The following is a 22,185-nucleotide window of genomic DNA, read 5'->3' as shown; positions in this document are numbered from 1 at the left end:
TCAACCTCTCATATTATCGGCTGCATCTGCATCCAGTGTCTTGAAGTCGCGGAATATCTGAAGAATCAGAGCCAGGCCTACTGAAACCTCGGCTGCGGCCATAGCAAGGATAAAAATGAACATCACCTGGCCGTCTGCCTGTACCCAGCGCGAGCCTGCTGCAATAAAAGCAAGACCCGAGGCGTTCAGCATTACTTCCAGCGACAGGAGTATAAAAACTATATTGCGCCTGACCAGTACGCCAATAAAACCAAGTATAAAGAGTATGCCTGCTAAGATCAGGCCGCTTTCCATCGGAACAGTGTTCATGGAAGCTCCTTTTCTAAATATCTGTGCAAAATCACGTGTTTATATCTCCCCAGGTGATAGGCTCCCACGATGCCTGCCATTAAAAGCATGGCTGCCAGCTCCACTCCCAGCAGGTAAGGCCCGTAAAGGGCGATGCCCACCTGCCTGGGCTCTACAGCCTGTGAAGTAATATCCTGCCTCGCGTGTGTCATTAAGATATACACGAGTTCCACAATCAGTACGGCCGAGAGTATCCCCGGTCCTATCCAGCCTGCAGGATTAAGCCAGCGGCTTTCAGCTTCAGCCGAGGCGGGCCCAAGGTTCAGCATCATAACAACGAACACAAAGAGCACCATGATTGCCCCGGCATAAACAATTACTTCGAGGGCTGCGATAAAGGCTGCCCCAAGTATAAAGAAAATGACCGCCACTGAAAGCAGTGATACGATCATGTATAAAAGAGCATGCACCGCATTTAAGCGCGTTATAACCATTACTGTCGAAATTACCGCCACCAGGGCGGCAATGTAGAATACTATAGCCATTTTATTTTTCCTGCAGTCTTTTCTACTATACCTCACAAAAGCTTATTTATCGGGCATGATGCTTCTAACGTCTACCGGCGGGAGGTCCTCAATTCCTTCACCCTTATCCTTGCCGCCAATTGCAAGTCCTGCAACGCGGTAGAAGTTGTAGCCGTGGTACTTGCCCTGTCCGTCTATTAAAAGATCCTCCTTTTCATAAACCATATTCTGGCGGTGGTATTCACTCATTTCATAATCGGGGGTAAGCTGTATTGAGTATGTTGGGCATGCCTCCTCGCAGTATCCGCAGAATATGCAGCGTGAAAAGTTGATCCTGAAAAACTCCGGATAGCGCCGCCCGGTTTCATCCTGCGTTGCCTGAAGCGAGATGCAGCTAACGGGGCATGCAACCTGGCAGAGGTAGCAGGCAACACACCTTTCCTGCCCGTCGGGATCGCGTGACAAGATTATCCTTCCGCGCCAGCGGGGTGGAAGGTATATCTTCTCCTCGGGATACTGTATGGTCTCCCTCTTATGGAACATGTGCATGAAGGCTATCCATATACTTCTTAAATCGCTGAACATCAGACGTACCTTTCTATTTTATCTCAAATATTTGCTTATCTGCCTATAAACATCAGAACCGCACCGGTCACCACCAGATTTAAGAGCGACAATGGAAGCAGCAGCTTCCATCCGTAGGACATCAGCTGGTCGTATCTTGGCCTCGGAAGGCTTGCCCTTAAGAGCACAAAAAAGAGTATAAATACAAATGTCTTAAGTAAAAACCAGACAACAGGGGGCAGGAATCCGGGTCCAAGCCATCCGCCGAAGAAAAGAGTTACTATCATGGCTGATATCAGTGTTATTCCAAGGTATTCCCCCACGAAAAACATGCCGAACTTCATCCCGGAGTACTCCGAGTGGAAGCCCGATATGAGTTCGCTTTCGGCCTCGGGTAAGTCAAAAGGAAGCCTGTGAGTTTCGGCTATGCCTGCAATGGTAAAGACAAAGAACCCTATTATCTGCGGAATGAAAAACCAGATTTTCCTCTGTGCTTCAACTATATCCACCAGGCTGAATGATCCCGTAATCATCACCACGCCCATTAGTGAAAGCCCCATAAAGACCTCGTAGCTTACCATCTGTGCCGCGGCTCTCAGTGTCCCAAGAAGAGAGTATTTATTGTTGGATGCCCAGCCGCCTAAGACCACGCTGTACACTCCAAGCGAAGACATGCCGAGAAAGAACAGGAGCCCTATGTTCAGGTTTACAAGCGTGATATCGGGAGTATAGGGAATTACGGCAAAGCTCATAAGGACAGTCATTATGATTATAGCAGGAGCGATGACGAAGACCTTCCTGTCGGCAAAGCGCGGGATCCAGTCCTCCTTAAAAAATATTTTCACCATGTCTGCCAGAACCTGTGCAAGTCCGAAGGGCCCGACCCTGTTGGGTCCGTAGCGGTCCTGAAAGAGCGCCAGTCCCCGGCGTTCGACCCAGATTAGGGATGCCGCAATTGTCATCATTACAATTAGTATCCCGAGCACAATTATTATTGCCCTTACGACCTCGTTCATTTCTTAACTCCGGAAATTTTTACTGAAACGGGGAATCTGATTGTCCTCATACCCGGCAGCGCCACAGGGTAGCCGGCCATACCTTTGGGAAGGCCCAGGTTGATCTTTACAGCAAAGCGCTCCTGTTTTCCGCCCAGGCTCACTTCCACCTCGGAATCCGAGGTAACGTTCATTGCCGATGCATCTTCCAGAGACATCATAAGATAAGGCTTCGGAACGAGCTCTCTTACGCCAGGGGCGTGGTTGCTCAGTTCCTCGGAGCCATAAATGTGGTAGACCGGAACAAGCGTCCATTCTCCATCTTTTCTTACAGGAGCTTTTGGAACATCCATAAAGAATGACGGCTTTGCATTTGGCAAAGGTTCAATAAGGCGCTTGCCGGGATCACCTCCGTGCAACGGGCCGCCAATCTCTATCTGGTACTTGTTTATAGCCTGCTGAGAGTTCCAGCCGGGTGACCAGAAGAAGGGGATTAAAGATGAAGGGGGCTGCCCGCGGTAGCCTTCCATTGTAAATGACATCGGGCTGTCCACATCCTCAGGCGGCTTCGGTTCATGCACGTTTTTATCGGCGTGCATTGCAGTTCTTCCGCTGTAGCGGTAGGGCTCTCTGGGAATTTTTCTTCCTGCGATCCTGAATCCCGGAGGGGGTGTAATTGTATCTATGCCTGTAAAGAAAGGCATCTCTTTAATAAGCGCCTGCGTATAGTCCAGAAGGTTTTTCCATTTTGAGAACTCCTTCAGGCCCGAGGTAACCATAATGTTCCTCAGCCAGCGCCAGCTTTCCTTTATTTCTTTATTGGGAACAAAGACCTGGTAAAACCTTTGAGCGCGCCCTTCGTTATTTACAAACGTTCCGTCGCTCTCGGCAAAGGATCCAACGGGAATTACGGCAGTGGCATGTTCAGCTGTCGGGTTCTCCAGGTAATCCAGCACAATTACATTCTTAAAGCGCTTTAAGAAGCGGTCTATATTTTCTTTTTCGTCACGCCTGTAAAGGTCGTTTTCCATTATGATGAGTGTATCCATAGCTTCCTTTTCCACGGCCTGGAAAGCCTGATCCAAGGCCTTTCCTCCCATCATCACCATTCCCATGGAATTGCATTCAGGAACGGTAAAGCACAGCTCAACGTTTTTGCCCGCACGCTTCATTGCATACGCAATATTTGTTGCGGCATTAATTATAGCTTCACTTTTAAGGCTTTGCCCTGCAATTATAAGCGGGCGTTCAGCCTTGTTTAAGGCGTTAACAATTGACTGTGAAAGATTGAGTACTTCATCTGTCAGATCATTTACCTTTGGGGCGTCGCTGTTTAGCAGGCCTGCCACGGCATAGCCGAGGCGTGCAATGTCATCTGCCGTGCCCCTGTAAGTATGTGCAGCGTCATCAAGCTTAGTCGCATAGGGAGTTGCAACAAAGACTGGGCCTTTTTCATCCTGCACCAGTTCGCGGACTGAAGCATCCTGCCAGTGAGGTATCCTGAAAGGTGTTGCGCTCTGGACCGGGATCTGGCGCACCGATTGCCTTACGGCAAGAGCGATCATGGGAGCCGTATTGGTAAGGTCTTCACCAAGAATCACAACAACGTCGCACTTTTCAATTTCCCTTAGTGAGGGCGTTCTTATTGAGCCCTGGCGCAGTATATTCATCTCTTTAGTAAGGAGGCTGAATTCCACATCCGGCACACCCCAGTAGAAGTTCCTTTCCGAGACGAGGGACCTTAGAGTGAAGTTGGCCTCCAGTGATGCCCTGGGTGAGCCTATGCCCATAATTTTTTTGCTGCTTTTAATTATGCTGCTTACTTCAGTTATTGCCGCTTCCTCGTCGGCCTCTGCAAGGCGGTTTTCCCCCATGACGCGCAGCAGCGGTTTTCTTATTCTTTTTTCGCTGTTTACAAATTCATAGCCGAAGCGTCCTCTGTCGCAGAGGAAGTAGCCGTTTACCTGCCCGTTATAGCGCGTAAGAATTCGTCTTAGTTTTCCGTATCTTTCGCCTGCAAGCGTGTTGCAGCCGACGCCGCAGTGCACGCAGATGGAAGGCGAGGAGGTAAGATCCCACTTTCTTGTATAATGCTGGTATAGCGTATTGTCTGTAAAGACGCCAGTCGGGCAGACTTCGACAAGGTTACCTGCAAATTCGTTTTCAAGGACACCGTCTTCGCTGCGTCCAAAGTAAACGCTGCTGTGGACGCCGAAGACGTTCAGGTCATTTCCCCCCGCATAGTCGCGGTAGAACCTCACGCACCTGTAGCACTGAATGCAGCGGTTCATCTCATGGTGGACAAACGGCCCAAGGTACTGGTTTCTGTAAGTCCTTTTCTTGAAACGGAAGCGCCTGTAGTTATGCCCGGACATTAAGGTCATATCCTGCAGGTGGCATTCACCGCCTTCATCGCACACGGGGCAGTCGTGGGGATGATTTGTCATAAGCCACTCAATTACGCCGGCACGGAACTCCTTTGCCTCGGGGTCTTCAATTGAAACTCTCATGCCGTCAACAATAGGTTCCATGCAGGCCATAAAGAGTTTGCCTTTTGTATCGTTTTCATCGCGGTATTTTTTAATTGCGCACTGCCGGCACGCACCCACTGAGCCCATTGCAGGGTGCCAGCAGAAATACTGGAGGTTAAGTTTAAGTGAAAGGATTGCCTCCAGGAGATTCCTGCCTGCGTCTACTTCATAAGTCTTACCATCTATAATAATTTTTGCCATCTTTGCCATACTATGACCTCCAGGGGCAGCGTTTTTCAGTTATATGTTTAATAAAATCATCCCTGTAATATTTAAGGGCGCTCTGCAGGGGCTCCATGGCGCCGGGTGCAAGGGCGCAGAAAGTATTTCCGGGTCCCAGGTATTTTGTGTGGAAGTCCAGTATATCCAGGTCCTCCATCTGTCCTGTACCTTCTTCAATTGAGCGGAGAGTTTTTTCCACCCATGGCAGCCCCTCGCGGCACGGTGTGCACCAGCCGCAGGATTCCTGCGCAAAGAAATATTCCAGGTTGTGCACAAAGCCTACGGGGCAGGTCTTGTCGTCCATTACTATAATGGTTCCTGTTCCCATACGGCTTCCCACCTTGCCCACGGCAGTAAAGTCCATATTTACGTCCAGGTGCTCTTCAGTAAGAAAATCGGTGGAGGCACCTCCGGGCAAAAATCCGCGGAGCTTAAGGCCGTCGCGCATGCCGCCTGCACGGTCAATCAGGATCTCCCTTACAGTAGTCCCCAGGGGGAGTTCCCAGAGGCCCGGGCGTTTAACTTTGCCGCTTGCGCCGTAAATTTTAGTTCCTCCTTCACCCGTAAGGCTCAGTTTCTTAAACCATTCGGCGCCGTTATTTATTATATGGGGGATACAGGAAAGTGTTTCTATGTTGTTTACAATTGTAGGTTTGCCGAAAAGTCCGCTCGACTGCGGGAAAGGGGGTTTGGCTCTTGGCGTTGCGCGTTTTCCTTCCAAGGCATTAAGCAGGCCTGTTTCCTCGCCGCACATATAGCGCCCCACACTCGTATGGATGTGCATCTCGAGGCTGTAAGGAGAACCCAGAATATTTTTCCCGAGGTAACCCGCTTCATACGCCTCTGACAGAGCCTTCTGAACGATTGCAGAGCCTTCTGTATATTCGCCTCTTATAAATATATATGCCACGTCAGCCTCAATTGCATAAGCGCTTATTATCATCCCTTCAATGAGCTGGTGCGGTTTTCCTTCAATCAGCAGGCGGTCCTTGAATGTTCCGGGTTCCATCTCGTCGCCGTTGGCAACGAGGTACTTGGGGTGGGGTGCTTTATCACCCATAGGAACAAAGCTCCACTTCATTCCCGTTGGGAATCCTGCACCTCCGCGTCCTCTGAGGCCCGAGTCCTTCACGAGGTCCATTATTTCCTTAGGCTGCATAGTCACGGCTTTGCGGAGCGCCTCATAGCCGCCTGTCTGTTCATATTCCTTCAGATATAAAGGAGCGCCATCCTGGCGGATGTGTTGAGTTAAAGGTGTTTCCATTTATATCCCTGCCTGTATCCTTTCCTTCTTTATTTGTACGCTTCCAGAATCTTCCCTATAGTCTCAGGAGTCAGGTCCCTGTGCAGGTCCTTATCTATCATCATTGCCGGTGCATGATCGCACGTTCCCAGACACGGCACGGGAAGAAGAGTAAATCTTCCGTCCGGGCTCGTCTCACCGAACCTGATACCAAGCACGTTTGAAAGGGCCTGGTATATTTCATTATATCCCAATATGTAGCAGCTTATGCTGTTGCAGACAAGAATTATATGCCTGCCCACGGGACTGCGGTATAAAAGGTTATAGAATGTAGCCACGCCGTCGAGGTCTTCCACTGAAATTTCCAGCATCCGGGCTAAATCCTGCATGCTTTCATCTGAAAGCCAGCCGCGGTGTTTCTGCACCACTTTCATCGCCTCAATTGCTGCGGCCTGTTTATGAGGATAGAGTTTGAATTCCTCCTCGATTTCTTTTCTTTCTTCTTCGCTCAGCATTATATCCTCTTTTATCTGTCCACATCTGCAAGTACAAAGTCCAGGCTTCCAAGTATTGCCATCAGGTCGGCAATTGTGTAGCTGCGGCTCATAAAAGGAACCATCTGCATGTGCGCAAATGACGGGGTGCGTATATGGTTCCTGTAGGCGCCGGTCGAGCCGTCCGAGATGAGGTAATAGCTTGTCATTCCCTTTAATGCTTCAACCACAACGCCCGATTCCCCGGGGGGCATAACGGGCCCCCAGCTCACATTAAGGAAATGATTGATAAGAGTTTCAATATCCATCATTGTCCTGTCTTTAAGGGGCGGAGTGGTAAGGGGGTTAGTGGATTTGTATGAGCCTTCAGGCATATTTTTCATGCACTGCTCAATTATCCTCAGGCTCTGCCTCATCTCCTCCATTCTTACTGCTGCGCGGTCGTAGCAGTCGCCATTCTGCCCCGTGGGCACTTCAAATTCAAACTGGTCGTAGCCCGAGAAGGGGCGTTTTTTTCTCAAATCCCACTGAAATCCGCAGGCCCTGAGGTTAGGTCCCGAGACTCCCCATTCAAGCGCCTCATCTGTATTAAAGAGGCCCACGCCCACGGTTCTGGCCTTAAAGATGCGGTTACCCATAACCATTTTATCATACTCTTTAAGCCTGGGGGGCATCCAGTCGAGGAAATTCTTAACCAGTGTCTCCCAGCCCTTCGGGAGGTCTGCCGCGGTGCCGCCGATTCTGAACCATCCCGGGTGCATTCTGAAACCCGTAACGGCTTCAATAATGCTGAGGGCTTTTTCACGGTCTGTGAATGTGTAGAACACGGGGGAGAGCTGTCCCACGTCCTGCGCAAAAGTGCCCAGCCAGACGAGGTGGTTATAGACACGGAAGACCTCACACAGCATTACTCTTATTACCTTTGCGCGATCGGGTATCTCGATTTTTCCCAGAGTCTCTAAAGACATCAGGTAAGCCAGGTTGTTTACCACTCCTGCCAGATAGTCCACCCTGTCTGTATAAGGCAGGTATGTATGCCACGACTGGCGTTCAGCCATTTTCTCCTGCCCCCTGTGGTGGAAGCCGATATCGGGAACAATATCTATAATGATTTCCCCGTCTAACTGAAGCACCAGTCTTAAAACGCCGTGTGTTCCGGGGTGCTGGGGTCCAAGGTTCAAGAACATGAAGTCTGTTGTCTCGCTGGAGCGTTTAAGTCCCCACTGCTCCGGCTTAAACTCATATTCATTTTCCTCTTCAATGCTTTTGTCCTCCGGCATCTGGAAAGGTCCCATTTCAGTTGCGCGCGCCGGGTGCTCTTTCCTAAGAGGGTGCCCTTCCCACCATGGCGGCATAAGGATCCTCCTTAAGAGGGGGTGGCCGTCGAACTTAATGCCGAACATGTCGTATGCTTCGCGTTCGTACCAGTTGGCATTCCGGAAAACTTTTGTTACGCTTGGAGCAGTGGGGTATTCTCCTTTAAGGGCAATTTTAAGTCGGACGTCGCTGTTGCGTTCAAATGACATGAGCTGGTACATGACTGTAAAGTCACTTATGGGCTGCCCCTCGCGGTGTTTTCTTTCGCGCTCATCTATACCCATGAGGTCATAGAGCATTTTGTACGGTTTGCTCACCTCATCTTTCAGGTACTGCAGCACTTCAGCAATACTTTCCCTGGGGATCCAGATTGTAGGCACCCCGTCGGAGGCCGTCTGTTCAACAAGTTCCAGCATGCCGAACTTTGTCTTCAGCTCTTCAACAACTGTAAAATCGTGTTTCATTTATCCAGCATTGTTTATTTAGTGTTTCAACAGGATTTCATATCTCACAAGGATTTCATATTTCGTCGGGCGGGCGGAGGAATGTGGTCTTCCTTCTTTCCTCACGCTTCAAGTCTTTTAATGAACCCTTCTGAGGCTTAACAATACCCTGAGGGCCAATAACCCAGCTTAAGGGGCGTTCTTCCTTTCCCACGGCATCTCTTAATAAAAGGAGGCCTTCAATAAACGTGTCCGGCCTTGGGGGGCAGCCCTGCACGTAGACATCCACGGGCATGAACTTATCGACTCCCTGCACAACACTGTAGATGTCGAACATTCCGCCGGAGTTTGCGCACGACCCCATGGAGATGACCCATCTGGGCTCCATCATCTGTTCGTAGAGGCGTTTTATTATAGGCGCCATTTTAATAAATACCGTGCCTGCCACAACCATCAGGTCGGCTTCTCTCGGCGTGCCGCGGATTACCTCGGCCCCGAAGCGCGCCAGGTCGAATTTAGGCGTGAGGCTCGTTGCCATTTCAACGTAGCAGCATGAAAGCCCGAAATTAAAAGGCCACATGGAGTTTTTTCGTCCCCATGCAATCAGGTCCTCAAGGCGGCTTAAAACCATGCTCTTCTGCACCGCACCTTCAAAACTGCCAGTCTGTTTTACAGTTACTTTATTGCCGGAAGAAATGGGTGTTGAATTCATATATTGGTACTCTTTCTGTAATTTTTCCTGTATGCCTTTAAAATTCTTTTGTTATTGGGACCAAAGTCGAGAGCGCCTATTCTCCATTCGTAAATAAGCACTATGGCAAGTATGAGTATGAAGGCCAATACACCAAGGTATCCCACCCATCCCGCATCGTGGAAGGCGATTGCCCAAGCCACAATAAAGACAGATTCAAGATCGAAGACGACGAAAAACATGGCTACGAGGTAAAACTGAACTGAAAAGCGGAGGCGGGCACTTCCCGTTACCTTAATGCCCGATTCAAAAGGCGTATCTGTCTGGGGTTCTTCGTGGCGCTGCCCCAGGACGTAGGACAGGCCTATCATTATTCCTACAAGAGCTACAGCTGCAACGGCATATATAAGCAGCGGCCAGGCCGACAGTGTGTTGGCTGCGTTATTCAAGTCTCATCTCCTCTTTAACATAACACTTCAATACGAATGCAAGACATCAGGTCAAATCGTTATATCAACTTTGAAGCGATCCCTCTTTTTTGAGCTTATATATAAAATATAAATCTCAGTTCATTATGCAAGTGCAATAAAAAGTGAAATGCACGCCCGGTCTTGCATAGCCGTGCTTATTGCAAAGAGGCATTTGCGGGTTTATATTTCATAATTAGTTTTATTCAGTTTACTTTCAGAAGGCAGAAGCTTAACAATATGAAAGGGAAATATGGATAGTTATCCGATACTTGAGTTTGATCCTGAAAGAGAAGCGGTGTTTGAGCCAACGAGCATCATTAAGCCTGCTGATGTTTCTGAGTACTGCGTCTTTACGTTTTTCAGGGACGTAATTGAAAAAATAGTTAATGAAAACAATGTCAGGACCGTAAAGCTCCTGAACAGCGAGATGGGGAAGCACCCCATTTATGAAATGGATTTCCAGGGAAAGAAAATTGCTTTCTTCCATTCTCCCGTTGGTGCCCCGTTTGCGGCAGCGGCACTTGAGGAGGTAATAGCCCTGGGATGCAGGAAGTTTATTGCATGCGGGGGCGCGGGCGTACTCGACTCCGATATCAATTGCGGGAAAATCGTCGTTCCATTTTCTGCTCTGAGGGATGAGGGAACATCCTACCACTACCTTCCCCCTTCAAGGGAAGTTGAGGCCGATGCGGATGCCCTTCAGGCATTAAAGGATACTCTGGACAATAATAAAATTGATTATATAACAACCAGGACCTGGACCACAGATGCAGTTTACAGGGAAACAAGGCAAATAATAAATAAAAGGAAAGCCGAAGGGTGCCTTGTAGTTGAAATGGAAGCCGCCGCCTTCTTTGCTGTTTCAAAATTCCGCGGCGTGAAGTTTGGGCAGATGCTCTATGGGGGAGACGACATAAGCTGCGAGGAATGGGACCACAGGGACTGGTCGAATCAGTCCAGCGTGCGTGAAAGGCTTTTCTGGCTTTCGGTTGAAGCCTGCCTGAAGATTAAGGGTTAAATTGTGAAGCTATTTTTCAAAAATTAAATTATATTGATTTAATTCGCAAAAGCCGCAGCCTATAATGAAAAGCTTCAAAAAAAAGTTCAGAGCGTTCCTTTTATCTTTTGGAACGCTGATTGTCTTACTTGCTGCACTGATATTTTTCTGCAACTGGAAAATTAACAGCTATGCCGGGAAGTATACATATTACGGCCTGGATAAAATTCCCTCAAATGAGGCAGGACTCCTTCTTGGAACGGGCAAGTACTTAAAGCCCAGGGTTGTGAACCTCTACTTTGCCTACAGGATAAATGCCGCGGTGGCGCTGTACAAATCGGGCAAAATAAAAGTCATTGTTGTAAGCGGCAACCGCTTTAATAACGAGCCCAGGAATATGAGAATCGACCTCATGAAAAACGGGGTTCCGCCTGAGGCCATTTATTCTGACGAGGAGGGCTTCAGGACGTACGACTCGGTTGTAAGAATGAGGGATTTATTCGGCTACGAGAAGTTTACGGTTATATCTCAGGACTGGCACAATGAAAGAGCGATCTTTATTGCCAGAAAGCTTGGCCTCGATGTAATAGGCTATAACGCGAAGGATGTTAAAGGAGTTATGGGCTTTGAGACCGGCCTGAGAGAGCTTTTTTCGAGAGTAAAGGTCTTTATGGATCTGTATCTTTAGTTATGCTTATGTGTTATATTATTTTTTATAGAGTTTTTTTAAGAAGGATTTGTGAATGAATTTTGTTCCGGGAATTAAAGCGCCTGAAAACATGGATGGGCCCGTCTGGTGGTTTTTATTTAAGAGAGATGAACTTCTTGTTTTGTTAGACGGCAACAGGATCGGTATTCCCTTTATTGAGGATCTTGCGGGAATAGATATGTTTCCCGAAAGGATGCAGTATCTTGGCACATTGAAAGGTAGTCCGTGCTTTACAGCTGAACTCCCGCTGGATACGGAAGCGCCGCAGGGCATGGCATTCAGAAATCTTAGATCACTCCTGGGAGAATTTGAAAGCAGCTTCTTTGCCCTTGCAGGGCGTGCCTTTCAGGTAAAAAGCTGGGACCTTAATCACCAGTACTGTGGTCGCTGCGGAAGCATGACTGAAGAAAGACACGATGAAAGAGCCAAGGTATGCCCCAGCTGCGGGCTTGTAAGCTACCCCAGGATCTCGCCCGCGGTAATTGTTGCCATAACCAATAAGAACAGGATTCTCCTGGCCCGGGCAAGCCGCTTTAAGTCAAATATGTACAGCGTGCTTGCAGGTTTTGTTGAGGCCGGCGAGACATTTGAGGACTGCATCAGGCGCGAGATAATGGAAGAGGCAAATATTGGGGTTAAAAATATAAAGTATTTCGGGAGCCAGCCCTGGCCTTTTCCCGATTCCCTCATGGTGGGCTTTACTGCCGAGTATGCTTCCGGTGAATTAAGGGCAGACGGCGTGGAAATCGTAGAGCTCAAATGGTTCAGCCCTGAAGGAATTCCCGCAATTCCCGGGAAGTGGTCCATTGCAAGACGCCTCATAGACTGGTTTATAGATAATTACAAAGAAAGGGAAGACATTTGACAAAGGACCTGGCTTCAATAAGGAGAGATTACATCTTAAAGAAACTCAGTGAAACAGATATAGATCCCGATCCCGTCAGTCAGTTTAAGAGGTGGCTTAACGAGGCAATTGAGGCGTGCGTAAATGAACCTACCGCAATGGCGCTTGCCACATCCACTAAAGACGGGCACCCCTCGGTAAGAATTGTGCTGCTTAAGAAAGTAGCTGCTGAGGGCTTTGTCTTCTTTACAAATTATAATTCCCACAAAGGGCGTCAGATACTGGAGAACCCCCATGCCGCACTGGCATTTTACTGGTCTGAACTGGAGCGCCAGGTAAGGGTTGAAGGAAGGGTGGCAAAACTTTCAGAGAAAGACTCCGATGAATATTTTTACTCAAGGCCTTTAGGAAGCAGGATAGGCGCCTGGGCGTCGCCTCAGAGCGAGGTCATTCCAAGCAGGGCTTTTTTAGATGAGATGGTATTAAAGTACCAGAAGCAGTTCCAGTCGGGCACAATTGAGCGCCCCTCCAACTGGGGAGGATTCTGCCTGGAGCCCAGGGTGATAGAATTCTGGCAGGGAAGGGAAAGCCGCCTGCACGACAGGATACAGTTTACGAAAGAAGACAGCAAATGGAAAATTGACCGCCTGGCGCCCTAACAGCTGCGTCAATCAAGAATTCAAAGCGCCTGCCTTATACACCTGAAACTTTCTACATTGACACGGTCCCCCCTTTTATGTACAATCAAATAATACTTTTATGAATAAAGGAGGAATCATGTCATTTAATAAATTGTTCTTTGCAGCTCTTCTTGTAATTTTCTTTTTTTCTTCTTCACTTACTCACGCGCAGCGTTATGGGGGCGGGTTTGCCTCACCGGGCGTAGTTGAGTTAGGCGGAGGTCTCACATTCCAGAGCACCACAAATGTAACAAATGGAAATACAGGGGGCACCACCACCGTATTTTCACTGCAGCCTTATGTGGGATATTTTTTTACCGACGGCTTTGAGCTTGGCTTTAACCCCTTCGGCATTACAACAGTGGAAGGGAACACATCGCTTCTGTTTTTACTTGCTCCATCATACAATTTCCGCACAGGAAGCATAGCCTATCCTTTTGTTGAGGCGCTCTTAGGGCTTGCATCCGCATCCGACGGCGAGACAAGAAGCGGCTTCACCTGGGGTTTAAGGGGAGGAGTAAAGTTAAATGTTGTTGGAAACGGCAATCTGAATCTGGGGCTTGAATACCTTCAGGTCTCTCTGAACCCCTCAGGCGCCTCCTCGCGCTACGGATACAACCAGGTGGCGTTTAATGTAGGCTTTACCGTGTGGTTTTAAGACAACAAACCCCTGTTTTTCTGAACAGGGGTTTTTGAATCATGCTTTTATTTCCTGTATTCGGTCATTCCGCCAAGGACGTTCAGGGCTTTTATCCCGTGCTTGTACAGGACTGCCTGCGCTCTTTTTGAGCGGTGGCCCGAGCGGCAGATTACGGCAATATCTTTTCCTTTAAGCTTTTCGACTTCTGCGATCCTCTCCTCAAGCTGATCGACGGGGATATTTACCGCGCCGTCAATTTTTCCCAAGGGGCCTTTAAGTTCTTCGGGCGTACGAACGTCCAGTACGACGAGGGAAGTGTCGTTTTTCATTTTTTCTTTTAACTGCTGAACGGTAATATCACTCTTCGTTGCAGAATCCATTTCTTTTTCCTGCGCGCAGCCCACACCATAAAACAGAACCAGTGCAAGCATGGCTGTAAATATTCTATATCTTCTCACTTTTTCTCCTTTCATTAGTTAAGCCCGCACATGCCTGAGGGGCATCCGCCCAGGGAATCGGCCATGCCGCAGCTTCCATGTTCACAGCCGCCGAATGAATGCTCGTGGCTGCCCGAAGAGACTGAAGCGCTGAAAGATGACAGGAGCTTCTTATTGTCTTTGGATTTGCACCTGGGGCAGACAACTTCTTCCTGACTGTTATGTGACTTGTGCAGAACATCGAACTTTGTGTTACATTCCCTGCAGCGATATTCAAATACCGGCATATTCATCTCCATATTTATTCATAATAATACTGTTTTGTTTGAGCAGCCTATTCCTTAAGCCCAAGGAACGAGAGCAACCTTTCATGGGCGTCATCAGAAAGCTTTACGTTATACTTCTTGTAGAAATTTACTGTAGTTTCAACTGAGTTGAAATAGTTCCGGCATGACCCGCAATTTTCCAGGTGTTCTTTTATTTCCAGGCACCTTGGAGAATTGAGCTCCTCGCCCAGGTTATCACAGATGTGATTCATTACCTCTTTGCACGTAACTTTGTTATTTTCCATCTTGCAGTCTCTTGTTTATTTCGTTTCTTAAAAATGCCCTCGCCCTGTGCAGCCTCGATTTGACTGCGGGCACGGACAGTTTTGCTATTTTACCCGTCTCCTCGGTTGAGAGTCCCTCAACGTCCCTTAAGAGAAATACAACCCTGTAGTCAGGGGGAAGCTTCTGAATAGATTCGTCCAGTATTTGCCTTAACTCCTCGTTTTCAACTGTTTTGTCGGGAGTAACCGACCAGTCTGCAATTGCCCCTTCGTCGATAAAGCTCTCATCGTCGTCGAAGGAAGTGTAGCTGTGGCGTTTATCTGAACGTGCGAGCATGAGGCAGTTATTTGAGACTATGGTATAAAGCCAGGTTGAGAGTTTGCTTTTTTTGTCAAACTGGTGCAGGTTTTTAACCATGCTCAGGAAAGTTTCCTGCATCGTGTGTTCGGCGCGCTCGCGGTTGCGGCAGATCTTAAAAGCAAAGTTAAAGACGGTCTGCTCGTATTTTTTAACGAGCTCCGAAAGAGCCCTGCTGTCTCCATTCTGTGCCCGCTCTATAAGTTCATTTTCTTCCATTTAGTATGATGCCGTGTCGTGTAAAAAGATTCAAAAAATTAAACAAATTATGGCCGTTACTCAACAAAAAAGACCTTTGGAATCTCAGAATTCCAGGCTTTTCCACAGGTACCAGCTTGCAAGAGTGCTGTAGGGGTGCCACTTGTTTTCCTGGGCTATCTGCCTGATCATTTCCTCATCGGGCATGGTCCCCAGATTGTAATTTAACATAATTGCGCGTTTAATGCCAAGGTCCCCCGTAGGAAGCACATTCATGCGGCAGAGCGTAAAGATGAGGAACATGTGGGCAGTCCAGATGCCTATTCCCTTGACCTTTGTAAGCTCCTCAATTATCTCCTCGTCGCTTTTTTTATTTATGTTCTTAAGGCTGACCTCTCCGCTTAAAAGCTTCTCTGAAAGGTCCTTTACATATTTCACCTTAGCGTTTGAAAGCCCGAGGGATCTCAAAACCTGGTCGTCCGTTTCCAGAATAAGTTCAGGCCTCGGTGTATCCTTGTAATAATCCATAAAGCGGCCTATTATAACCTGTGCCACCTTCATTGAAAGCTGCTGCCCGATGATGCTCTCAAGAAGTGAGTAGTAGTAGTTCCTGTGTGCCTTAAGCGTACAGGGTCCTGCTTTTTTAATTATTCCGGCCAGGCATTTATCCTTACGCGATAAGTAACGAATTCCGCTTATAATTTCGTCATTCTCCATTCAGTCCGATCCTTTCAATTTTATATTGCAGCAAAGTTAAGAATTCCCGGCTTAATTTTCATTGCCAAATTTACTAATCCCCGGGCCGCCGCCATTTTATATTTTATCCTTTTTACTTTTAGCTTTAGTTCTTACCTTTGGCTTGGATTTTACGTTTTAATAATGAAGCTATTCTAATGAACCTTATCACAATACTTGGGCCCACCGCCACAGGAAAGACGCAGCTTGCCGCAAGGCTTGCCCAGAAATATAACGGGGAGATAATCTCTGCCGATTCCAGACAGGTCTATAAAGGAATGGACATCGGGACGGGAAAGGACCTTCAGGATTATATTGTTGACGGAAAGAAAATACCTTATCACCTGATAGACATAGCAGATCCGAAGGAGGAATTCAACCTCTACCGCTTCCTGGAATTCTTTTATGCGACTTTTGGTGAGATTACTTCCAGAGGTAAAATCCCTTTTCTTGCCGGCGGCACGGCGCTTTACCTGGATGCCGTTCTCAGGTCCTATAATATGAAAGAAGCCCTTGATAATGAAGAGTACCTGAAGGAGCTTGATGCGCTTACTCTTCAGGAGCTTCAGATGAGGCTTCTTACGGTAAACCCTATGGTTCACAACACTACAGACCTGCTGGATAAAAGAAGGTTAATTGACGCTTTAAGAATTGCTGAAAATAAGCTGACAGTCAGTTCAGCGCCCAAAGCAAAAATTGATCCCCTTGTAATTGGAGTTTATCTGGAGCGGAAGGTAGTTAAGGACAGGATTACCCGGCGCCTTAAGACGAGGCTTCAGGAGGGGATGATAGATGAGGTTAAAAGCCTCGTTGAAAGCGGGGTAAGCTTTGAAAAGCTGGACTTCTTCGGCCTTGAGTACAGGTTTATAGGGCAGTACCTTAAAGGGAGCCTTAACTATAACGACATGTACCAGAAGCTTAACTCTGCCATACACGCATTCGCCAAACGTCAGATGACATGGTTCAGGAAAATGGAGCGTGAAGGCGTAAAGATCAACTGGATCGAGGGCCCCGACTTTGAGAAGGCCTGCCTCATTATTGAACAGCATATTTATAGATCATGACTGAGAACATCTTACCCGAAGAAGTAAAACGCTATCTTTCAAAGTATTCACTTGAGGGGTGGAAACTTGAATGTTCAACTGCAGATGATATCCATCTTGCAATAGTTATTCCAGCAATACAGGAATATAATAATATCAGGAAGCTTCTTTCCTCTCTAGCCGAAAACGACCCGAAGTATTTCAGGCACACTCTTATAGTGTTTGTAATAAACAATACCGCTAGAGCTTCAGAAGAAGTTTACCTGGATAACGGGCTATCTCTTGAACTCTTAAGGAATATTATTTCTCTACGAAACCCAGAGGACCCTGTTGTGGACAAAGTCACCCATTCAGGGCTTAAGCTTGCGTTTGTTGACGCATCCTCAAAAGGGCTGGAGCTTCCGGAAAAGGATGGCGGTGTGGGGCTTGCAAGAAAAATAGGTATGGATCTTACTCTTTCCGCTTTCAGCTACAGCACTAAAAAAAACGCCATTGCCTGCCTGGATGCCGACTGCACGGTAGAGAAAAATTACATCACTTCTCTTTATGAGGCTTTCAGTAAAAATAAACTGCATGCGGCATACGTAAACTTCAGGCATACCATCACATCAGGTACACCAGATGAATCAACGCTTGCTATAATCTGCTACGAAATATTTTTAAGGTATTATGTCCTTGGACTTCAGGCTGCCGGTTCTCCATATGGCTTTCATACGATCGGTTCAACAATGGCCTGCAGTTATGAAAGCTACATAAAAATTGAAGGGATGAATAAGCGCAAGGCAGCAGAGGACTTCTATTTTATGGAAAAGCTTTCGAAGAATACGGAAATCCATAAAATAGATTCTACAACTGTTTATCCTTCAGGCAGGGGATCCTGGCGGGTACCGTTCGGAACGGGGCAGAGGGTGAACAGGTTTATCTCACATAGTCACGATGAATATCAGCTTTATTCACCTGAATCTTTTTATGTATTAAAAGACTGGCTGAGAGTATTTAATTCTTCTGAAGTTTATGATGCCGGGTATTATCTGGATAAAGCCGGAGAGATCCATCCTTCAATGCGAAGTTTTTTAGAAGAGCAGAATTTCTCGCGTGACTGGAAGAAGATCCTTGCGAATTCAAAAAGCGGCGTTCAGATCAGCCGTCAGAAGAAGCTCTGGTTCGACGGCTTCAGAACGCTCAAACTAATCCACTTTCTGAGGGATAACGGTTTTCCGCCGGATAATATGTTTGATGCTTTGGATGAGGTGTTCAGCCGCATGGGAATTCATTTTCAGGCTGAAAGGGAAAAAGGAGCAATTCCGCCCTTTGAAGTACAGATTCAGTATCTTGAAAAACTGAGAGAAATTGCCTGAAGGAACAGGCATCAGGACCAAAGCCTGGGGGAAAGGCTTATTTCAGCGCAAGCGATATTTTCAGGGCTCTGTCGATTTCGGCCATTGCGGCCTCGTCAAGAGTTCCTCTTTTTTTGACTATACGGGACTCTTTATCCACAGATCTGATCTGACCACAGTCAACATAGCTGTCTTTCATCAGTCCTCCCTGACCGGCAGGTATAAATACCATAACCGGAAGAGGCGCACGAATATGTTCTGCACCTGTTATGGCTGCAATAATTGTAATTGGGCTGAACTGATTGCCACGATTATTCTGCACTACAACGCCCGGACGTACTTTTCCTATTTCAGAACCAAGCGTTGGCTCCAGATTGATATCGACTACATCGCCCCTTGAGATACTAAGGTAATTCACGCTCAATATTCTCCCAGGCCTTTGCCTCATTTTTATAATATTGATAATTAGCCTTATATCCTTCTATGAGCTGCTGATCCAGCTTTGCTTCTTCAGCGGCTTCAATTGCTTTTTGAATCGCATCCCTGGCAAAGTCACTCAGGGTCTGATGCTTCTCATTAGCTGCATTCGTAACCCGCTTTGACATGTCTTCAGGAATATAGAAACTGATCCTATGCCCCTTTGCCGCCATTTTCCCCATTGTTTTCTCCTGATCTTTTAAGATTACCGGTCCTTTTGCGTGCCTACAGAGGCAGTCCGCACATTACCAGACACACAATTATGTGTATTTTTTGATACAATTTCAAGCACATTATGTATCACAATTTTGATTTTGAGGATTAATTCCTTGGGGGCTTCATCTACTCCGGAATGTCCAAAGTTTTTTGCCCTCCTGGGGCCTTGTTTTTTTAATGCCTAAAGAAGTATTTTTGCCGAAGATTATGTTTATGCCGCTGAGGGGCCGCTAAGACTGGAAGCCGCAGTTTTGCATTCCGGAACGGGACTTCAGTAAAGATTTTATGTTAACAGAGGGTTTTAAGTTATAGATGGACCTGCTCCATCTGCCGTTACTTTTATACTCTCAAAGAAGAGATATTATTATAAAGGAGAAGATATGGATTATAACAGGGAAATTGTTTTGCGTTCAAGAAGATCGAAATATTTCAGATCACTTATCAGTGCTATAGTTTTTACTTTGTTCGGCCTCAAGCTCGTCATGCAGACACACTCTACAGTTGGCTGGATAATAGCCGTTGTTTTCGGATTTGCCGCTATTGCTTCTTTTATTCCGGTCCTGCCAAACCAGTCGTACTTAAAGCTCGATAAATACGGCTTTACAATCCGCAGCATGTTTCAGACAATTAAAATAAGGTGGAGTGAGGTTGAAAACTTTGAGGCCGCAAAGCGTTACCATAAAAAAACCGTCATCTATTCCTTTGATAAGAAGAAACGTACTTACGTCAACGTTGAAAACCTGATCGGGAAAAAAGAAATGCTCCCTGACGTCTACGGCATGGACGCGCAGGCACTGGCAGACCTGATGGAAGGTTTCAGGATCAGGTTCAGCTACCCGCGCCTGGTTGCTGTAGAAGAGATCGCCTCTTTAAACTAAGTTTAATAAAAAAAGCCGCACATGTTTCAGTGCGGCTTTTTTTCTCTCATTTCCCGAGGAGCCTTAAACGCCCACCATTCCGCCTACGGCTGCTGCAATGCCGGAAACGACAGCTGTCCCGAAGGCCCACCAGGCTGCAGTTGAAGCGGTCTTACGGACCTCATCTGCCTGATGGACGGTTTCCTGTTTTGCCATATCCACACGGCGCTCTATTTCATGCTTCATCTGGTCTATTTTCATCAGGAAGCTGTCGCGTGCACTTTCAATTTTGCTTACTATCCTTTCTGCATCCTCGTCCGAAATATCCCGTCTTGAAGCAATTATGGCCTTGATGGAATCCCTGTCCATGGATTTCACCCTGTTTGCCAGGGCTTCAGCGCCGGCCTTGGGATCGTGGAAGAGTTTTTCCACATCGTGGGCCACGCCTTCATACTGCAGTTCCGGGCGTCCGAGAGAGTTCATGTAATTCCTGAGCTTGTTTACGATGCCGTCCTTAACATCCGAAGTTTTATTTGTGATCTGTTCTATTACCATATAAACTTTATCAACCATTCTTTCGGCCTCTTCCTGGCTTATATCCTGCCTCTGGGCTATAACCCGGGCAACATCCTGGCGGTCAATATGGCTCAGGCGGTTTTTAAGTGAATCAGCAGCACCTTTAGGGTCTGTGAAGAGTCTTTCCAGGTCCCTTTTTATAGCATCGGGATTAAGCTCCTCTTTATTCGTGCTCCTCAGATAGTCCTCAAACTGCATGCGTGTTCTCTCGGCTTCTTCTTTTGACATGCCCGACATCTGAAGCGCCGAATCGGCTACTTTTGAAGCGGTATCCTTATCAGACTTTGCTTCTTCCTTTATTTTTGAAAAAGCGTTCGAGAACTTTTCTGCTACGGGGCGTGCATCTTCATCGGTGTAGCCGTGAGTCCTTAATGTTGCAACAAGAGTATCGGTATCGAGAAATGGAGTGCTGTGGTCCTGAATTGCGCGTATCTCTGTGTGGTCCAGCATCTTAGCAAATTCCATTGCCATCTGCCCGGGATCTATTCTCTGGGGCTTTAACTGATTGACGTAGTTTTGTATCGTTTTCTTCAGGTCGTCTGCATCCGTGTCCCCAAAGATCTCTTCGCGGACCGCCCCGGCAACCTTGGCTGCCGTATCGGCAACTTTATCTTCGTCCGATTTTGAGAAAATTGATGCCGTCATGTTATACGCAGTCCTCAGTCCCGTTGCAGCAAGCCTTACCAGTGAGCCAACCAAAGAGGAAACGGCGCTGACTTCTATTGTCATCATAGCCACATAAAAAAGACCCCAGATAACGAGTCCAAGCACCATACCCACGGTTCTGTTGGAAGTAAGGCTGAGTTCCGTAGCCAGCCAGCTGGCAAAGAAAAGCGCTATGCTTGCCGTCAGGAGCGTCCAGATACCGAAAGCGCTGCTAATTGTGCGTATGCTTTCGTTAACAGAAGGGGAATCGTCGCTATGGGAAACGTGCACATTCTTACCGCCTTTTTTCCCGCCGGTCACAGTGCTCAGCATTGTAAGTCCCGAGGCAACTGAAAGATTTGTCAGTATCAGCTGGAAAGCCACTGCAAGAATGACTCCCGCAATAATGCCGACAATATAATTGCCTGCACCCGGCATTACAGCCACCTGCTGAGTAGGGGCCACGCCCGCGTCCTGAACGTCCTGCGCAAAAGACAACACCGGCAGCACAGCCGCAGCTATCATCCAGAAGAAGAGCAGTTTATAGATTTTTAATTTATTCATTTTTTCTCCTTTCATTTATAAAGCATATAAGTATAAAAAACCCGGAGGCCCCCTGAAAAAGCCAGCTTATATGTTTCCTTTCAATGAATAACAAATGGAATAAATTTCAAGACCGATATTAATGGGGAAGGGAAGGGTTGACAGGAAGGAAAAAATCTGCCCGCGGCGCAAAATTGGCGGGGGCAGATTATAAATTATTTTTCAGGAATAAGATGTAAGGCAAAATGTCTATAACATCTTCCTCCGGCCTACGATCATTCTGTAGACTGCAAGTACTATTACGGCGCCGACTACTGCCCCGATGAACCCTGCCGACTCCCCGGGGCGATAGAGGCCCAGCATTCTGCCAAGGTATGTTGCAACAACGGCTCCCACAATGCCAAGAATTACCGTAATTACGCATCCACCCGGATCTTTTCCCGGCATCAGAAGCTTTGCGATGCCACCCGCAATTCCGCCTATAATTATTGCTCCTATTAGTTGAATCATATTTCCCTCTTTCTGTCTATAAAATTATTTTACTCACCACCTCATTCACAT

The 22,185-nt window shown here is 47.2% G+C and carries 27 protein-coding genes; 8 read left to right on the top strand and 19 right to left on the bottom strand.

Features of this window, described 5'->3' with window-relative positions:
- Genes nuoK through HF312_13590 form a run of 10 tightly spaced genes read right to left on the bottom strand, consistent with a single transcriptional unit; the run spans nt 1 to nt 9,683 of the window.
- On the bottom strand, nt 1-309 hold the full coding sequence (gene nuoK, locus HF312_13635) for an NADH-quinone oxidoreductase subunit NuoK (protein ID MCU7521257.1): 309 nt from the start codon (nt 307-309) through the stop codon (nt 1-3).
- Nucleotides 306-833 (bottom strand): NADH-quinone oxidoreductase subunit J, encoded by a 528-nt coding sequence (gene nuoJ, locus HF312_13630; protein ID MCU7521256.1) that lies wholly within the window; start codon nt 831-833, stop codon nt 306-308. Before nuoJ ends, nuoK begins: the two co-directional genes overlap by 4 nt.
- Before the next feature lie 42 nt (nt 834-875).
- Complete coding sequence (gene nuoI / locus HF312_13625) at nt 876-1,397, bottom strand: NADH-quinone oxidoreductase subunit NuoI (protein ID MCU7521255.1); 522 nt, start codon at nt 1,395-1,397, stop codon at nt 876-878.
- Between the two features lie 35 nt (nt 1,398-1,432).
- A complete protein-coding gene (gene nuoH, locus HF312_13620; protein ID MCU7521254.1) occupies nt 1,433-2,392 on the bottom strand; it encodes an NADH-quinone oxidoreductase subunit NuoH in 960 nt (319 codons plus the stop codon).
- Nucleotides 2,389-5,103, bottom strand: a complete 2,715-nt coding sequence (nuoG, locus tag HF312_13615) for an NADH-quinone oxidoreductase subunit NuoG (protein ID MCU7521253.1) — start codon at nt 5,101-5,103, stop codon at nt 2,389-2,391. The genes nuoH and nuoG overlap by 4 nt, the downstream gene beginning before the upstream one ends.
- 10 nt (nt 5,104-5,113) lie before the next feature.
- A complete protein-coding gene (gene nuoF / locus HF312_13610; protein MCU7521252.1) occupies nt 5,114-6,388 on the bottom strand; it encodes an NADH-quinone oxidoreductase subunit NuoF in 1,275 nt (424 codons plus the stop codon).
- Nucleotides 6,389-6,417: 29 nt separating this feature from the next.
- Nucleotides 6,418-6,882 (bottom strand): NADH-quinone oxidoreductase subunit NuoE, encoded by a 465-nt coding sequence (gene nuoE, locus HF312_13605; GenBank protein MCU7521251.1) that lies wholly within the window; start codon nt 6,880-6,882, stop codon nt 6,418-6,420.
- Between the two features lie 11 nt (nt 6,883-6,893).
- Nucleotides 6,894-8,642 (bottom strand): NADH-quinone oxidoreductase subunit C/D, encoded by a 1,749-nt coding sequence (gene nuoC / locus HF312_13600; protein MCU7521250.1) that lies wholly within the window; start codon nt 8,640-8,642, stop codon nt 6,894-6,896.
- Between the two features lie 55 nt (nt 8,643-8,697).
- Nucleotides 8,698-9,333, bottom strand: a complete 636-nt coding sequence (locus tag HF312_13595) for an NADH-quinone oxidoreductase subunit B (protein MCU7521249.1) — start codon at nt 9,331-9,333, stop codon at nt 8,698-8,700.
- Nucleotides 9,330-9,683, bottom strand: coding sequence for an NADH-quinone oxidoreductase subunit A (locus tag HF312_13590; protein MCU7521248.1), 354 nt, complete (start codon nt 9,681-9,683; stop codon nt 9,330-9,332). The genes HF312_13595 and HF312_13590 overlap by 4 nt, the downstream gene beginning before the upstream one ends.
- A 349-nt stretch (nt 9,684-10,032) precedes the next feature.
- Between HF312_13590 and HF312_13585 the strand changes: the two genes are divergently transcribed.
- The 5 genes from HF312_13585 (at nt 10,033) to HF312_13565 (ending at nt 13,670) form a co-directional block, all read left to right on the top strand.
- Nucleotides 10,033-10,800 carry a nucleoside phosphorylase gene (locus HF312_13585; GenBank protein MCU7521247.1) on the top strand — a complete coding sequence of 256 codons (768 nt, stop codon included), beginning with the start codon at nt 10,033-10,035 and terminating at the stop codon, nt 10,798-10,800.
- Between the two features lie 64 nt (nt 10,801-10,864).
- Nucleotides 10,865-11,467, top strand: coding sequence for a DUF218 domain-containing protein (locus HF312_13580; GenBank protein ID MCU7521246.1), 603 nt, complete (start codon nt 10,865-10,867; stop codon nt 11,465-11,467).
- Nucleotides 11,468-11,522: 55 nt separating this feature from the next.
- Complete coding sequence (nudC, locus tag HF312_13575) at nt 11,523-12,353, top strand: NAD(+) diphosphatase (protein ID MCU7521245.1); 831 nt, start codon at nt 11,523-11,525, stop codon at nt 12,351-12,353.
- Nucleotides 12,350-12,991 carry a pyridoxamine 5'-phosphate oxidase gene (gene pdxH / locus HF312_13570; GenBank protein MCU7521244.1) on the top strand — a complete coding sequence of 214 codons (642 nt, stop codon included), beginning with the start codon at nt 12,350-12,352 and terminating at the stop codon, nt 12,989-12,991. Before nudC ends, pdxH begins: the two co-directional genes overlap by 4 nt.
- A gap of 118 nt (nt 12,992-13,109) precedes the next feature.
- Nucleotides 13,110-13,670 carry a hypothetical protein gene (locus HF312_13565; protein MCU7521243.1) on the top strand — a complete coding sequence of 187 codons (561 nt, stop codon included), beginning with the start codon at nt 13,110-13,112 and terminating at the stop codon, nt 13,668-13,670.
- Between the two features lie 47 nt (nt 13,671-13,717).
- Here the strand turns inward: HF312_13565 and HF312_13560 are convergent, their stop codons facing one another.
- The 5 genes from HF312_13560 to HF312_13540 all read right to left on the bottom strand — a co-directional run bounded on the left by HF312_13560 (nt 13,718) and on the right by HF312_13540 (nt 15,912).
- Entirely contained in the window at nt 13,718-14,110 is a 393-nt protein-coding gene (locus HF312_13560; protein ID MCU7521242.1) for a rhodanese-like domain-containing protein, read from the bottom strand.
- Between the two features lie 14 nt (nt 14,111-14,124).
- Nucleotides 14,125-14,376: a zinc ribbon domain-containing protein gene (locus HF312_13555; GenBank protein ID MCU7521241.1), complete on the bottom strand. Its 252-nt coding sequence runs from the start codon at nt 14,374-14,376 to the stop codon at nt 14,125-14,127.
- 47 nt (nt 14,377-14,423) lie between these two features.
- The gene (locus HF312_13550) at nt 14,424-14,660 is read right to left on the bottom strand and encodes a zf-HC2 domain-containing protein (GenBank protein ID MCU7521240.1); all 237 of its coding nucleotides are present in this window, start codon (nt 14,658-14,660) and stop codon (nt 14,424-14,426) included.
- Nucleotides 14,650-15,216, bottom strand: a complete 567-nt coding sequence (locus HF312_13545) for a sigma-70 family RNA polymerase sigma factor (GenBank protein MCU7521239.1) — start codon at nt 15,214-15,216, stop codon at nt 14,650-14,652. The genes HF312_13550 and HF312_13545 overlap by 11 nt, the downstream gene beginning before the upstream one ends.
- Before the next feature lie 84 nt (nt 15,217-15,300).
- Nucleotides 15,301-15,912 carry a DNA-3-methyladenine glycosylase 2 family protein gene (locus tag HF312_13540; GenBank protein ID MCU7521238.1) on the bottom strand — a complete coding sequence of 204 codons (612 nt, stop codon included), beginning with the start codon at nt 15,910-15,912 and terminating at the stop codon, nt 15,301-15,303.
- 170 nt (nt 15,913-16,082) lie between these two features.
- On the opposite strand from HF312_13540, the gene miaA reads away from it, so the two are divergent.
- Nucleotides 16,083-16,994, top strand: coding sequence for a tRNA (adenosine(37)-N6)-dimethylallyltransferase MiaA (gene miaA / locus HF312_13535; GenBank protein ID MCU7521237.1), 912 nt, complete (start codon nt 16,083-16,085; stop codon nt 16,992-16,994).
- Entirely contained in the window at nt 16,991-18,331 is a 1,341-nt protein-coding gene (locus HF312_13530) for a glycosyltransferase family 2 protein (protein ID MCU7521236.1), read from the top strand. Before miaA ends, HF312_13530 begins: the two co-directional genes overlap by 4 nt.
- A gap of 37 nt (nt 18,332-18,368) precedes the next feature.
- On the opposite strand, the gene HF312_13525 is transcribed toward HF312_13530, so the two are convergent.
- Together HF312_13525 and HF312_13520 are read right to left on the bottom strand one after the other, a co-directional pair.
- On the bottom strand, nt 18,369-18,728 hold the full coding sequence (locus HF312_13525) for a type II toxin-antitoxin system PemK/MazF family toxin (protein ID MCU7521235.1): 360 nt from the start codon (nt 18,726-18,728) through the stop codon (nt 18,369-18,371).
- Nucleotides 18,715-18,969, bottom strand: a complete 255-nt coding sequence (locus HF312_13520) for a ribbon-helix-helix protein, CopG family (protein ID MCU7521234.1) — start codon at nt 18,967-18,969, stop codon at nt 18,715-18,717. Before HF312_13520 ends, HF312_13525 begins: the two co-directional genes overlap by 14 nt.
- Nucleotides 18,970-19,383: 414 nt before the next feature.
- Between HF312_13520 and HF312_13515 the strand changes: the two genes are divergently transcribed.
- Nucleotides 19,384-19,881, top strand: coding sequence for a hypothetical protein (locus tag HF312_13515; protein ID MCU7521233.1), 498 nt, complete (start codon nt 19,384-19,386; stop codon nt 19,879-19,881).
- A gap of 63 nt (nt 19,882-19,944) precedes the next feature.
- Here the strand turns inward: HF312_13515 and HF312_13510 are convergent, their stop codons facing one another.
- Both HF312_13510 and HF312_13505 read right to left on the bottom strand, forming a co-directional pair.
- Complete coding sequence (locus HF312_13510) at nt 19,945-21,645, bottom strand: hypothetical protein (protein MCU7521232.1); 1,701 nt, start codon at nt 21,643-21,645, stop codon at nt 19,945-19,947.
- 228 nt (nt 21,646-21,873) lie between these two features.
- Nucleotides 21,874-22,134, bottom strand: a complete 261-nt coding sequence (locus HF312_13505) for a GlsB/YeaQ/YmgE family stress response membrane protein (GenBank protein MCU7521231.1) — start codon at nt 22,132-22,134, stop codon at nt 21,874-21,876.
- Nucleotides 22,135-22,185 lie beyond the last annotated feature (51 nt).

It is taken from the genome of Ignavibacteria bacterium, from assembly GCA_025612375.1.
GTDB lineage: Bacteria > Bacteroidota > Ignavibacteria > Ignavibacteriales > SURF-24 > JAAXKN01.
The sequence above is the reverse complement of the archived record's forward strand: the minus strand, read 5'-3'. Positions and strand labels throughout refer to the sequence as shown.

What these genes read in the sequence shown, in the direction of transcription:
- HF312_13595 (MCU7521249.1), bottom strand. Translation starts at nt 9,333, where the DNA reads ATGAATTCAACACCCATTTCTTCCGGCAATAAAGTAACTGTAAAACAG.
- HF312_13540 (MCU7521238.1), bottom strand. Translation starts at nt 15,912, where the DNA reads ATGGAGAATGACGAAATTATAAGCGGAATTCGTTACTTATCGCGTAAG.
- nuoJ (MCU7521256.1), bottom strand. Translation starts at nt 833, where the DNA reads ATGGCTATAGTATTCTACATTGCCGCCCTGGTGGCGGTAATTTCGACA.
- nudC (MCU7521245.1), top strand. Translation starts at nt 11,523, where the DNA reads ATGAATTTTGTTCCGGGAATTAAAGCGCCTGAAAACATGGATGGGCCC.
- nuoC (MCU7521250.1), bottom strand. Translation starts at nt 8,642, where the DNA reads ATGAAACACGATTTTACAGTTGTTGAAGAGCTGAAGACAAAGTTCGGC.
- HF312_13505 (MCU7521231.1), bottom strand. Translation starts at nt 22,134, where the DNA reads ATGATTCAACTAATAGGAGCAATAATTATAGGCGGAATTGCGGGTGGC.
- HF312_13545 (MCU7521239.1), bottom strand. Translation starts at nt 15,216, where the DNA reads ATGGAAGAAAATGAACTTATAGAGCGGGCACAGAATGGAGACAGCAGG.
- HF312_13565 (MCU7521243.1), top strand. Translation starts at nt 13,110, where the DNA reads ATGTCATTTAATAAATTGTTCTTTGCAGCTCTTCTTGTAATTTTCTTT.
- HF312_13585 (MCU7521247.1), top strand. Translation starts at nt 10,033, where the DNA reads ATGGATAGTTATCCGATACTTGAGTTTGATCCTGAAAGAGAAGCGGTG.
- nuoK (MCU7521257.1), bottom strand. Translation starts at nt 309, where the DNA reads ATGAACACTGTTCCGATGGAAAGCGGCCTGATCTTAGCAGGCATACTC.
- HF312_13550 (MCU7521240.1), bottom strand. Translation starts at nt 14,660, where the DNA reads ATGGAAAATAACAAAGTTACGTGCAAAGAGGTAATGAATCACATCTGT.
- HF312_13515 (MCU7521233.1), top strand. Translation starts at nt 19,384, where the DNA reads ATGGATTATAACAGGGAAATTGTTTTGCGTTCAAGAAGATCGAAATAT.
- HF312_13590 (MCU7521248.1), bottom strand. Translation starts at nt 9,683, where the DNA reads ATGATAGGCCTGTCCTACGTCCTGGGGCAGCGCCACGAAGAACCCCAG.
- nuoF (MCU7521252.1), bottom strand. Translation starts at nt 6,388, where the DNA reads ATGGAAACACCTTTAACTCAACACATCCGCCAGGATGGCGCTCCTTTA.
- HF312_13530 (MCU7521236.1), top strand. Translation starts at nt 16,991, where the DNA reads ATGACTGAGAACATCTTACCCGAAGAAGTAAAACGCTATCTTTCAAAG.
- HF312_13510 (MCU7521232.1), bottom strand. Translation starts at nt 21,645, where the DNA reads ATGAATAAATTAAAAATCTATAAACTGCTCTTCTTCTGGATGATAGCT.
- HF312_13580 (MCU7521246.1), top strand. Translation starts at nt 10,865, where the DNA reads ATGAAAAGCTTCAAAAAAAAGTTCAGAGCGTTCCTTTTATCTTTTGGA.
- nuoE (MCU7521251.1), bottom strand. Translation starts at nt 6,882, where the DNA reads ATGCTGAGCGAAGAAGAAAGAAAAGAAATCGAGGAGGAATTCAAACTC.
- nuoG (MCU7521253.1), bottom strand. Translation starts at nt 5,103, where the DNA reads ATGGCAAAAATTATTATAGATGGTAAGACTTATGAAGTAGACGCAGGC.
- HF312_13555 (MCU7521241.1), bottom strand. Translation starts at nt 14,376, where the DNA reads ATGCCGGTATTTGAATATCGCTGCAGGGAATGTAACACAAAGTTCGAT.
- HF312_13520 (MCU7521234.1), bottom strand. Translation starts at nt 18,969, where the DNA reads ATGGGGAAAATGGCGGCAAAGGGGCATAGGATCAGTTTCTATATTCCT.
- nuoH (MCU7521254.1), bottom strand. Translation starts at nt 2,392, where the DNA reads ATGAACGAGGTCGTAAGGGCAATAATAATTGTGCTCGGGATACTAATT.
- nuoI (MCU7521255.1), bottom strand. Translation starts at nt 1,397, where the DNA reads ATGTTCAGCGATTTAAGAAGTATATGGATAGCCTTCATGCACATGTTC.